The organism is Crossiella sp. NPDC003009, from assembly GCF_053591555.1.
In genome coordinates this window covers 307769-320883 of record NZ_JBSFUA010000001.1, presented here as the reverse complement: position 1 = coordinate 320883, position 13115 = coordinate 307769, and the positions used below count along the sequence as shown (strand labels likewise).

Annotated in this window: 4 protein-coding genes and 1 pseudogene; 4 read left to right on the top strand and 1 reads right to left on the bottom strand. The window is 73.2% G+C overall.

The features are described 5' to 3' along the window. Positions 1 to 5: 5 nt before the first annotated feature. Positions 6 to 977 carry an SDR family oxidoreductase gene (locus tag ACWDY5_RS01490; protein ID WP_449720408.1) on the bottom strand — a complete coding sequence of 324 codons (972 nt, stop codon included), beginning with the start codon at positions 975 to 977 and terminating at the stop codon, positions 6 to 8. A gap of 134 nt (positions 978 to 1111) precedes the next feature. On the opposite strand from ACWDY5_RS01490, the gene ACWDY5_RS01485 reads away from it, so the two are divergent. The 4 genes and pseudogenes from ACWDY5_RS01485 to ACWDY5_RS01470 all read left to right on the top strand — a co-directional run. Further along, positions 1112 to 1882 (top strand): sulfite exporter TauE/SafE family protein, encoded by a 771-nt coding sequence (locus ACWDY5_RS01485; RefSeq protein WP_449720407.1) that lies wholly within the window; start codon positions 1112 to 1114, stop codon positions 1880 to 1882. A gap of 36 nt (positions 1883 to 1918) precedes the next feature. After that, positions 1919 to 3043, top strand: coding sequence for an L-talarate/galactarate dehydratase (locus ACWDY5_RS01480; protein ID WP_449720406.1), 1125 nt, complete (start codon positions 1919 to 1921; stop codon positions 3041 to 3043). After that, positions 3040 to 3714, top strand: a complete 675-nt coding sequence (locus ACWDY5_RS01475; RefSeq protein WP_449720405.1) for a FadR/GntR family transcriptional regulator — start codon at positions 3040 to 3042, stop codon at positions 3712 to 3714. The genes ACWDY5_RS01480 and ACWDY5_RS01475 overlap by 4 nt, the downstream gene beginning before the upstream one ends. A 226-nt stretch (positions 3715 to 3940) precedes the next feature. Then, a pseudogene (locus tag ACWDY5_RS01470) lies at positions 3941 to 13111 on the top strand (SDR family NAD(P)-dependent oxidoreductase); the annotation flags it as partial. Between the last annotated feature and the right edge of the window lie 4 nt (positions 13112 to 13115).

Genomic DNA, 13115 nt, shown 5'->3' with positions numbered 1-13115 from the left:
CGGCCTTACCGCCTGCCCCTGGCGATGGCCAGCGCGGCGCCGGTCAACAGGAGCGCGCCCGTGGCGACCCGCCGCACCGCCGTGCGCCGCCCGCCATGCCAGCCACCGTGCACCTCACCGGTCCCCGGCGCGGGCTCGTGCAGGTTGCCGTGCGTCGGGTCCGCGCCCTGCTCACGGGACAGGTGCGTGCGGTTCACGTGGCCGGCCATCGCCTTCTCGGTCAAGCCGGGCCAGAACTTCGACTGCAGCAGCAAGGCGCGCCCCACCGGGCCGACCACGACCTCCCGTCGGGGCACCCGCACCAGGTTGACGATCGCCTTGGCGACCCGCTCCGGGGAGTACACCGGCGGCATGGCCAGCGCCCGGCGCCCGGTGTAGTTGGCCGCGTGCGCGAAGAACGGGGTGTCGATCGTGGCGGGCAGCACGGTGCACACCCGCACGCCGTGCGCCTTGGCCAGTCGCAGTTCCTGGCGCAGGCTCGCGCCCAGCGCGCGGACCGCGAACTTCGACATCCCGTAGGGCGCGGTGTAGGGCTGCGGCACGACGCCCACCACCGAGGAGACGTTCACCAGCACACCGCGGCCCTGGTCCCGCAGGTACCGCAGCGCCGCGCGGGCCCCGTGCACGCAGCCCATCACGTTGACATCCAGCACCCGCCGGAAGTCATCCAGCGGAATCTCCTCGAACGGCGCGAACACCGACACCGCGGCGGCGTTGACCCACACATCGATCCGGCCGAAACGCTCCGCGGCCAGCCGGGCCAGGTTGTTCACCTGGTGCGCGTCGGCCACGTCGGTCGGCACCGCCAGCGCGCGCCCACCCGCCGCCTCGCACTCCCGCACCAGCTCGCGCAAGGCCCCCTCCCGCCGCGCGGCCACCACCACCGAGGCGCCCTTGCCCGCGAACTCCAGCGCCGCCGCCCGGCCGATGCCACTGGAGGCGCCGGTGACAACGACAACGGCATCTCGTACCCGCATGGTCGTCTTCCTCCCTCTCGCGTTGCTCCGGCGCAGGGGTACCCGGGTTGGGCAGCGCCAACCGACGGTCGCGCCTGGACAGCCCCAAAGATCGCTACAGTGCGACCGTGCGAGCGGCTACCCGGACCTGACCGTTGCCCTTCCTCGACCACCTCCTGCTGGCGCTGGCCGGCGTCGCGGCCGGACTCGCCGGTTCGATGGCCGGGCTCGCCTCGCTGTTCAGCTACCCGGCCCTGCTGGCCTTCGGGCTGCCCCCGATCGCGGCCAACGTGACCAACACGGTGGCCATGTTCTCCACCACGATCGGCAGCGCGGCAGGCTCGCGGCTGGAGCTGCGTGGGCAGGGCCGCCGCCTGCTCAGGCTCACCGGGCTCGCCGTGCTGGGCGGATCGGCCGGGGCCGCGTTGCTGCTGACCACCCCGGCGACGACCTTCGAGCGGATCGTGCCCTGGCTGATCGCGCTCGGCTCGGTGCTGCTGCTGACCCGGGACCGGCTGCGGGAGATCGCGGATGAGCGGGCCAAGCGGCGCGACGGCGGTCCTGGTTCGGCGGTGCCGCTGGCCGGGGCGATCGCGCTGGTCGCGGTCTACGGCGGGTACTTCGGCGCCGGGGCGGGGGTGCTGTCGCTGGCCGTGCTGTCGGCCTTCGCCACTGAGCCGCTGCCGGTGACCAACGCGGTCAAGAACGTGCTCACCGGCGCGGCCAACCTCACCGCGGGGCTCGCCTTCGCCGTGCTGGCCCCGGTGCACTGGCTGGCCGCGGCACTGCTCGGGCTCGGCGCGCTGGCCGGCAGCTGGATCGGGCCTGCGCTGGTGCGGCGGCTGCCGGAGAAACCGTTGCGGATCGCGATCGCGCTGGCCGGTCTGGGCCTGGCCGCGCACCTGTGGTGGCGTACCATCGGCTAGTTGTATGACCACTATGCCGGTTGTACGATCTCAAGCATGGCCGTCGATCGCATCACTCAGGTCCGCCTGTCCTCCGTCCGGCTCCCGCTGAGCACGCCGATCAGCGACGCCAAGGTGTTCACCGGCCGCCAGAAGCCGATGACCGAGGTGGCCTTCCTGTTCGCCGAGATCAGCGCCGAGAGCGGTCACCACGGCCTGGGCTTCAGCTATTCCAAGCGCGCGGGCGGCCCCGGCCAGTACGCGCATGCCCGCGAGGTCGCGCCGGAGCTGATCGGCGAGGACCCCAACGACATCGGGCGGCTGTGGGACAAGCTGGTGTGGGCCGGGGCCTCGGTGGGTCGCAGCGGCCTGTCTATCCAGGCGATCGCGGCCCTGGACATCGCGCTGTGGGACCTCAAGGCCACCCGCGCCGGGCTGCCGCTGGCCAAGCTGCTCGGCGCGCGCCGGGACTCGGTGCGCTGCTACAACACCTCCGGCGGCTTCCTGCACACCCCGCTGGAACAGGTGCTGGACAACGCCACCGCGGCACGGGAACGCGGCATCGGCGGCATCAAGATCAAGGTCGGCCACCCGGACTCCACAGTGGACCTGCGGCGGGTGAGCGCGGTGCGCGAGCGGCTCGGCGACGGCTTCCCGCTGATGGTCGATGCCAACCAGCAGTGGGACCGGCCCACCGCGTGGCGGCTCGGGCGGGCGCTGGAGGCCTTCGACCTGACCTGGATCGAGGAGCCACTGGACGCCTACGACCACGCCGGGCACGCCGCGCTCTCGGCCGCGCTGGACACCCCGATCGCCACCGGCGAGATGCTGGCCAGCGTGGCCGAGCACGCCGAGCTGATCAGGGCCGGCGGGGCCGACATCATCCAGCCGGACGCGCCACGGATCGGCGGCATCACCCAGTTCCTGAAACTGGCCGCGCTCGCCGAGCACCACCGGCTGCAACTGGCCCCGCACTTCGCCATGGAGATCCACCTGCACCTGGCCGCGGCCTACCCGCTGGAGCCCTGGCTGGAGCACTTCGACTGGCTGGAACCGCTGTTCAACGAGCACCTGGAGCTCGCCGACGGCCGGATGCTGGTGCCCGACCGGCCCGGCCTCGGCCTGACCCTCAGCGACCAGGCCGCGGCCTGGACCGTGGACAGCTGCATGATCACCGCATGAGGCGCACGCAGGAACTGGTAGAGCAGCTCACCGCGCGGATCAGGGAGGGCGTGATCCGGCCGGGCGAGAAGCTGCCCACCGAGGGCAGCCTGGTGCAGACCTATGGGGTCAGCCGCACCGTGGTCCGCGAGGCGCTGTCCCAGTTGCAGGCCGCCGGGCTGGTGGAGACCAAGCACGGCCGCGGCAGCTTTGTGCTGGCCCAGCCGAGCACCGCCCGGTTCGAGCCGCCGAGGGACGGGGAGCTGACCGTCGAGGGCGTGGTCGAGCTGATCGAGTTCCGCATCGGCTGGGAGAGCGAGTCCGCGGCACTGGCCGCCCAGCGCCGCACCGAGGCGCAGCTGCGCGACCTGGGCGCGGCCCTGACCGAGTTCACCGCGGCCGCGGCCAACCCCAGCGCCGCGGTCAACGCCGACTTCCAGTTCCACCTGCGCATCGCCCTGGCCAGCGGCAACCGCTACTTCGCCGACCTGGCCACCGCGTCAGGGCCCGGCATGATCGTCATCCCGCACTACCGGCTGTTCCCCGACGAGCAGCGGTTCGGCCGGATCGTCAGCGAGCACGAGAACATCCACGCCGCCATCGCCCTCGGCGACTCCGAGGGCGCGCGGGCGGCGATGCGGGTGCACCTGTCGAACAGCCGCAGCCGACTGCTCGACCTGCAGGGGTTTTGATATCAGCGAATTCGATAGGGGCTGCCGGTGAAGATACCCCTATCTTTCGCCGGTCAGCTAGGCGATGACCAGTTCCAGACATAGACTCCCGCGACGTAACCGATTCCGGAAGAACAACAGGCAGAAATTGGCAGCTTCAGGACTCCTCGGTATTTCCGGGGAAGTTTTGGAACAAGCTTGATTGACTGGCCGCCGGAACCGAGCACCTGGGGAGCAGTGCGTGGGAGAGCCGATCGCGATCGTGGGTATGGCCTGCACATATCCCGGCGGCGTGACCACTCCCGCCGGGTTGTGGCAGGCGGCGATCTCGGGCGCGGACCTGATCGGGGAAATGCCGTCGGACCGGGGCTGGGACCTTGATTCCCTTTATGATCCCGATCCGGATCGGCCCGGTAAGTCCTACACCCGGCACGGCGGATTCCTCCAGCAAGCCGGCGACTTCGACGCCGCGTTCTTCGGCCTGTCACCGCGGGAGGCGCTGACCACCGATCCGCAGCAGCGATTGTTGCTCACCTCGGCCTGGCAGGCGCTGGAGGACGCCGGGATCGACCCCGCCTCGATCCGCGGCAGCCGGACCGCGGTGTTCGCCGGGGCGATGATGCACGACTACGCGCCGAGGGTGCACACCGTGCCCGACGGGCTGGAAGGGCACCTGATCACCGGCAACACCGCCAGCGTGGTCTCCGGCAGGCTGGCCTACGTGCTCGGGCTGCGCGGCCCCGCGATCACCGTGGACACCGGCTGCTCCTCCTCGCTGGTCACCCTGCACCTGGCGGTCCAGTCGCTGCGCGCGGGCGAGAGCAGCCTGGCCCTCTCCGGCGGGGTGACCGTGATGGCCACGCCGGAGATGTTCGTGGAGTTCTCCCGGCTGCGCGGACTGGCCCCGGACGGCCGGTGCAAGCCGTTCTCCGCGACCGCGGACGGCACCGCCTGGGCCGAGGGCACCGGGATGCTGGTGCTGGAACGGCTTTCCGACGCCGTGCGCAACGGGCGCCGGGTGCACGCGATCGTCCGGGGCACCGCGATCAACTCCGATGGCGCCTCCAACGGACTGTCCGCGCCCAGCGGTCCCGCGCAGGAACTGGTCATCCGGGAGGCTCTCGCCGCCGCCGGTCTGTCCACTGTGGACGTTGACGCGGTGGAGGCGCACGGCACCGGAACCCGGCTCGGCGACCCGATCGAGGCCGGCGCGCTGCTGGCCACCTACGGGCAGGACCGGGAGCGCCCGCTGCTGCTGGGCTCGGTGAAGGCCAACACCGGGCACACCCAGGCCGCGGCCGGGGTGGCCGGGGTGATCAAGATGGCGCAGGCGATGCGGCACGGCGTGCTGCCCAAGATCCTGCACTTCACCGAGCCGAGCCCGCACGTGGACTGGACCAGCGGCGCGGTGTTCCCGCTGGCCGAGCACACCCCGTGGCCGGAGACCGCCCGCCCGCGCCGGGCCGGGGTGTCCTCCTTCGGCATCAGCGGCACCAACGCCCACGTCGTGCTGGAACAGGCCCCCGAGCCCGCGCCGCAGGCCGGGCCACCGCCGGTGGTGCCGCTGCTGTTATCGGCCACCACGCTGACCGCGTTGCGGGAACAGGCTTCCCGGCTGCGCGAGCACCTGGCCACGGAGGCCTCCCTCGCCGACACCGGGTTCACCCTGGCCACCGGCCGGTCCCGGTTCGAGCACCGAGCGGCCGTGCTGGGCGCGGATCCGGCGGCCCTGCGCGCCGGACTGGCCGCGCTGGCCGAGGGCGAACCCGCGCCAGGGGTGCTCACCGGCACGGCCCGGCGGGAGGCCCGTCCGGTGCTGGTGTTCCCCGGCCAGGGCACCCAGTGGACCGGCATGGCGGTGCGGCTGCTCACGGAGAGCCCGGTGTTCGCCGAGCGGATGGCGCAGTGCCAGCAGGCGTTGTCCCCCTTCGTGGACTGGCAGCTGACCGAGGTGCTCGCGGACGAAGCCGCACTGTCCGAAGTGGACATCGTGCAGCCCGCCACCTGGGCGGTGATGGTCTCACTGGCCGCGCTCTGGCAGGCGCACGGCGTGCGGCCGGTCGCGGTGGTCGGGCACTCGCAGGGCGAGATCGCCGCCGCCACGGTGGCCGGAGCGCTGTCACTGGAAGATGGCGCGCTGGTGGTTTCCTTACGCGCCAGGGCGATCCGGGCGCTGTCCGGTCTCGGCGGGATGGCCTCGGTCGCCCTGTCCAGGACAGCGGCGCAGCGCCGGATCCAGCGCTGGCCGGGCCTGCACGTGGCCGCGGTCAACGGACCGGAGGCCACGGTGCTCTCCGGCGATCCGCGCGCACTGGCCGAACTGGGCGAAGAGCTGGCGGCCGAGGAGATCCGCTTCCGCCGCCTGCCGGTGGACTACGCCTCGCACTCGCCCCAGGTCGACCTGCTCCGCGAGGAACTGCGCGCCGCGCTCGCCCCGATCACCCCGCGCCCCGGCGAGATTCCCTTCCACTCCACCGTCTCCGGCGAGTCCGAGGTCCTGGACGCGGACTACTGGTTCCGGAACCTGCGCCAGACCGTGGAGTTCGACTCGGCCATCCGCGGCCTGATCGCGTTGGGCCACACCACCTTCCTGGAGTGCTCCGCGCACCCGGTGCTCACCGTCGGCCTGCGCCAGCTGCTGGACGAACTCGACCAGGACGGCGTCGCGCTGGGCACCCTGCGCCGCGAGGAAGGCGGCCTGGAACGCTTCCTGCTGGCCGCCGCCGAGGCCCAGGTGCACGGCGTCGACCTGCGCCTGGACCGGGTCTTCCCCGGCGCGCGGCCGACCAGCCTGCCCACCTATCCGTTCCAGACCGAGCGGTTCTGGCTGCTGCCAACCGCGAGCGCGCCCGCCACCTCGGGCCACCCGCTGCTCACCTCGGCGGTCGTGCTGGCCGGTGGTGACGGGCTGGTGGGCACCGGCTCGGTGTCGCTACGGGCGTTGCCGTGGCTGGCCGATCACGCGGTGCACGGCACGGTGCTGGTGCCGGGCACGGCCTTCGCCGAGCTGGCCCTGCACGCGGGTGAACTGCTCGGCCTGCCGCGGCTGGTGGAGCTGGCGGTGGAACGGCCGCTGGCGGTGGCCGCCTCGGGCGAGGTCGAGCTCCAGGTGACGGTGGACGGGGCGGGAACCCTCGCGCTGCACGCGCGGCCGGACCGCGACGCGGCCTGGGCCCGGCACGCCACCGGCACCCTCGGCCCCGCCGAGTCCACGACCGCGACCGCGATTCCTTGGCCCCCGGCCGCCGAGGAGATCGACCTGGACGGCGCGTACGCGCGGCTGGCCGAGCTGGGCTACGAGTACGGACCAAGTTTCCAGGGCCTGCGCCGGGCCTGGCGCGACGGCGAGCGCCGCTACGCCGAGGTCGAACTGCCTGCCGAGCCCGGCCGCTTCGGCATCCACCCCGCGCTGCTGGACGCCGCTCTGCACCCGCTGCTGCTCGGCGCGGACGGCGAGCTCCGGCTGCCGTTCTCCTTCGCCGGTGTCGAGCTGGCCGCCGTCGGCGCGACGACAATCAGGGTCGCACTGACGCCGACCGGCCAGGACGCCTTCCGCGTCGAGATCACCGACGCGCTCTCCGGCGCGGTGTGCACCATCGAGACAATGCCCTTGCGGCCGTTGCGAACCGAGCTGCTTTCCGGCAGCGACCGGTCGCTGTTCCAGGTCGGCTGGACGCCGTCATCGCGGCGGGCCGCCCCCGGCGCGACCGAGGTGCTGCACGCCACCGGGGCGCACCAGGTGCTCGGCGCGATCCGCGAGTGGCTGGCCGCGGACCGGGACGGGCAGCTGGCCATCGTCACCAGGAACGCGATCGCGACCGGGCCGGATGAGGACGTCGAGCTGGCGGCGGCGCCGGTGTGGGGCCTGGTGCGCACCGCGCAGACCGAGCACCCCGGCCGGTTCCGGCTGGTGGACCTGGACGACCCTGCCCAGCTGAACACCGCGCTCGGCTGTCCCGAACCACAGGTAGCCCTCCGCGACGGACAGGCGCTGGTCCCCCGGCTGGCCAGGGTCACCGCTGGTGCGCCGCCTCGGCTGGATCCGGCGGGCACGGTGCTGATCACCGGCGGCACCGGGACCCTGGGACGGGCGCTGGCCGAGCATCTGGTGGCCGCGCACGGGGTCCGGCACCTGGTGCTGACCGGGCGGCGGGCGGCGGAAGCGCCCGAGCTGCCGGGGGCCGAGGTCCGGGTGGTGGCCTGCGATGTCACCGACCGGCAGGCGCTGGCCGCGGTGCTGGACGGCATTCCGGCCGAGCGCCCGCTCACCGCGGTGGTGCACGCCGCCGGTGTGCTGGCCGACAGCCCGGTGGCCGCGCTCACTCCCGAGCAGCTGGATTCGGTGCTGCGCCCCAAGGTCGAGGGGGCCCGGCACCTGCACGAGCTGACCCAGCACCTGGGCCTGGCCGCGTTTGTGCTGTTCTCTTCGGTGGCGGGAGTGATCGGCACGCAGGGGCAAGCCAACTACGCGGCGGCCAACAGCTACCTGGACGCGCTGGCCCACCACCGGCGGGCGCGCGGATTGCCCGCGACCTCGATGGCCTGGGGACTGTGGGCACCCAAGTCCGGGATGACCGGGCACCTCGGCGCGACCGACCGGGCGCGGCTGAGCCGGGCCCGGTTGCGACCGATCGCACCCGCGCATGGGCTGGCGCTGTTCGACGCGGCGCTGGGCGGGCCGCCGCTGTCCGTGCCCGCGCGGTTCGACCTCGGCGAGCACGGCGATCGGCCGGCGATCTTCGAAGGGCTGTTGGGGCCGAAGCGGCCGACTGCGGCGAAGCAGGCGCAACCGGTGGCCTTCGTGCCGGGCGACGAGCGTGCTGTGCTGGAGCTGGTGCTGCGCACGGTGGCCACGGTGCTGGGCAGCACCGGGGAGGTCAATCCCGAGCGGGCCTTCCGGGACATCGGCTTCGACTCGCTGACCGGACTCGAACTGCGCAACCGGCTCAGCGCGGCCACCGGGCTGCGGCTGCCCGCGACCACGGTGTTCGACCACCCGACGCCCGCCCTGCTGGCCGCGCACCTGGCCGGGGCTGGCTCGCCGACAACCGAGATCGTCGGGCCTGTCGTTGCCCCGCAAGACGATCCGATCGTCGTGGTTGGCGCTGGCTGCCGCTTCCCCGGCGGTGTGTCCACAGTGGACGAGCTGTGGACGGTGCTGGCCGAGGGGCGCGATGTGATCAGCGACTTCCCCGCGGACCGGGGCTGGGACGCCGGGGCCAGCTCGGTGCGGCACGGCGGTTTCCTGGCCGATGCGGCGGAGTTCGATCCCGGCTTCTTCGGCATTCCGCCACGGGAAGCGCTCGTGATGGACCCGCAGCAGCGGATTCTGCTGGAGGTCGCCTGGCACGCGCTGGAGTCGGCCGGCATCGATCCGGCCGGACTGCGCGGCAGCCGGACCGCGGTGTTCACCGGCACCATGGGCAGCGACTACGGGCATCGGGTGCACGAGGTGCCGGAGGACCTGAGCGGACAGGTCTCCATCGACAACGCGAGCAGTGTGGCCTCCGGGCGGCTGGCCTACTTCTTCGGGTTCGAGGGGCCCGCGATCACGCTGGACACCGCCTGTTCCTCGGCACTGGTGGCCATGCACCTGGCGGCGCAGGCACTGCGCACCGGCGAGTGCTCGCTGGCGCTGGCCGGCGGGGTGACCGTGATGACCACGCCCACCCTGTTCGCCGAGTTCGCCCAGGTGTACGCGCTGGCCCCGGACGGTCGGTGCAAACCCTTCGCCAGCACCGCGGACGGCACCGCATGGAGCGAGGGTGCCGGACTCGTTGTGCTGGAACGGCTTTCCGACGCCCGCCGCAACGGCCACCGGGTGCTGGCCGTGCTGCGCGGCAGCGCGATCAACTCCGATGGCGCCTCCAACGGCCTCACCGCGCCGAACGGGGCAGCGCAGCGGCGGGTGATCCAGGACGCGCTGGCCGCCGCCGGACTGTCCACTTCGGACGTTGACGCGGTGGAGGCACACGGCACCGGCACCACCTTGGGCGACCCGATCGAGGCGCAGGCCCTGCTGGCCACCTATGGGCAGGATCGGGATCGGCCGGTGCTGGTCGGCTCGGCCAAGTCCAACCTGGGCCACACTCAGGCCGCGGCCGGAGTCGCGGGTGTGCTGAAGATGATCCTGGCCATGCGGCACGGGATCCTGCCCGGCACGCTGCACCTGGACGAGCCGAGTCCGCACGTGGACTGGTCCGGTGGGTCGGTGCAGCTCGCCACAGAATCAGTGCCCTGGCCGGAAACCGGACGGCCGCGCCGGGCAGGCATCTCCTCCTTCGGCATCAGCGGCACCAACGCGCACCTGATCCTGGAACAGCCCCCTGCCGAACCGGAACCCGAGCCCGCGGCCGCGCCCCCGCTGCTGCCCTGGGTGGTGTCCGCAGCGAGCCCGCAGGCCCTGGACCGCCAGGCCAAGGCCCTGCTGGACCAGCCCGGCGAGGCGCTCGACCTGGCCTACTCGCTGGCCACCACCCGCGCCCAACTGCCCTTCCGCGCGGTCTACCTCGGCGCGGATCGGGCGGAGCTGCACCGTGCGATCACCGAGGGCACCGCGATCACCGGCCAGGTACGGCGGGGCGCGACCGCTTTCCTGTTCCCCGGCCAGGGCACCCAGCACGCCGGGATGGCCGCGGAGCTGTACCGGAGCGAACCGCGGTTCGCCGAGGCCTTCGACGCGGTGGCCGCGGAACTGGACCGGCACCTGGACCGCCCGTTGCGGGAGCTGGTCTTCGACGGTGAGCCGACGCGGACCGACCACACTCAGGCCGCGGTGTTCGCGGTGGAGGTGGCGCTGTTCCGGCTGATCACCGCCCTCGGCCTGCGGCCGGACGCGCTGGCGGGGCACTCGGTCGGCGAGGTGGCCGCCGCGCACGCCGCCGGTGTGCTGTCGCTGGCGGATGCCTGCACGCTGATCGCCGCCAGGGGCAGGCTGATGCGCGAGCTGGGCCGGTCAGGGGCGATGGTCTCGATCCGGGCCACCGAGGAGCGGGCCAGGGAACTGGTGCGTGGCCACGAGTCCGAGGTGGCGATTGCCGCGGTCAACGGACCGGACTCGGTGGTGCTCTCCGGCACCGAGGACCTGGTGCTGGCGCTGGCCGCACGCGCCCCGCACGCCCGCAGGCTCGCGGTGGCCCAGGCCTTCCACTCCCCGCACATGGACCCGGTGCTCGCGCCGCTGCGGGAGGTGCTGGAAACCCTGGAGTTCCACGAGCCCGCCATCCCGGTGGTCAGCTCGGTCACCGGGCGCACGGCCACCGGGGCGGACCTGCGCAGCCCGGAGTACTGGGTGCGGCAGGCCCGCCACCCGGTCCGCTTCCACGACTGCCTGACCGCGCTGGCCGCCGCCACCTACCTGGAGGTCGGACCGGGCGGCACGCTCAGTGCGCTCGGCCAGGAAACCCAGCCGGAGGCGGTGTTCCTGCCGGTGCTGCCCAAGGACCGGCCCGCGGTGGAGTCGGTGCTGCGCGCGCTCGCCGCCGCGCACACCAGGGGCGTCCCGGTGGACTGGGCCGCCTGGTGCGCCGGCGGGCGGCGGGTGCCGCTGCCGGGCTACCGGTTCAGCCGCGAGCGGTTCTGGCTGCCGGTGCGCGATGCCAAGGACCCGCTGCTGCACGTGGTGGACTGGGTTCCGGCCGAGCCCGCCGCGACCCCGGCCGGTCCCTGGCTGGTGCTCGCACCGCCGGACGAGCGGTGCGCGGAGATCACCGGCGCGGTGGCCGCGGCACTGGATGCCGAGGTGCTGCCCTACACCGGCCAGGAACTCCCACCCGCCAACGGAATCGTCTCGCTGCTGGCACTCGATCCGGCGGCCGAAACCACGGTGCCCCACTCGGTGACGGTCACCCTCGCCCTGCTGCAAGCCGTGCCGGAGGGAACTCCCGTCTGGGCCATCACCCAGGGCGCGGTCCGGGCACGCGAACAGGATGTGCCGCAACAGGATCAGGCCGCGGTGTGGGGACTGGGCCGGGTCGCCTCGCTGGAAACCCCCGGCCGCTGGGGTGGACTCGTCGACCTGCCCACTCAACCGTCCGAAGTGGACTTCCGCGCGCTGCGCACGGCACTCGGCGGGGAGGATCAGTCCGCCATCCGCGACGGCCGGATCTTCGTGCGCCGCTTGGCAACCGTGCCTGCGCGACCGGCCACCACGGTGGCTCCGGCAGGCACCGTGCTGATCACCGGCGGCCTCGGCGGACTGGGTCGTCACCTGGCCCGGCACCTGGCCGCGCACGGCGCGAAACACCTGCTGCTGATCAGCCGCCAGGGACCGGACACCCCCGGCGCGGCGGAACTGCGCGCCGAGCTGGCCAGCACCGAAACCACCATCGCCGCCTGCGATGTCACCGACCGGGACGCCCTGGCCACGCTGCTGCGGCAACACACCCTCTCCGGCGTGGTGCACGCGGCCGGATTCCTCGACGACGGGGTGCTGGACTCCTTGTCCCCCAGCCGTTTCGCCAACGTCTTCGACGCGAAGGTCGGCGGAGCCAGGCACCTGGACGAGCTCACCCGCGAGCACCCGCTCGAGTTCTTCGTGCTCTGCTCCTCCCTGGCCGCCACCGTCGGCTCCCCCGGCCAGGGCAACTACAGCGCGGCCAACGCCGTCCTGGACGCCCTCGCCCACCGGCGGCGCACGCAAGGCCTGCCCGCCACCTGCCTGGCCTGGGGTCCCTGGGACGGCACCGGAATGGCCTCGGCGGAACTGGCATCCGGCTGGCAGGCCCGGGGCATCACGCCGATGGCGGCCGGGTCCGCCCTAGCCGCCTTCGACCGCGCGCTGGCCGCGGGCGGACCGGAGTACGCGATCGCCGAGGTGGACTGGCCCCGTTTCGCCACCGGCATGCGACCGAGCCGCCTGTGCGACAACCTGCCCGGTGTCCATCCCGCCGAAGAACCCGTTGCACCACAACGGATCCAGCTGGACGAGATACCGGCCGAGGAGCGCGAGCCCTACCTAACCCAGGTGGTGATCTCGCACATCGCCGCCGTCTCCGGGCACCGCGCCGCGGACATCCCGCCCGGCCGGTCCTTCCGCGAACTGGGGCTGGACTCGCTGGCCGGGGTCAAGCTGCGCAACCGGCTCAGCGCCGCGACCGGGGCGGAGTTGACCGCGACCGTGGTCTACGAGCACCCGACGCCAGTGGCACTCGCCCGGCACCTCATCGAGGCGCTCGGCGGCGGGGTGCGGGACGCGGTGCGCGCCACCATGGCCCGGCTGTACGAGCTGGAGCAGGCGCTGGCCGGGCTGCGGCCCTCGGCGGTCGGCCGGGGTGAGGCGATCACCGGGACGCTGGAACGGATCCTGCGGTCCTGGCAGGCGCGGGAACAGGCCGCGCCGGTGGCGCCGGATCTGGACAGCGCCACCGACGAGGAGATCTTCGACCTGATCGACGGCGTGCTCGCCGAGGAACGATGACGGA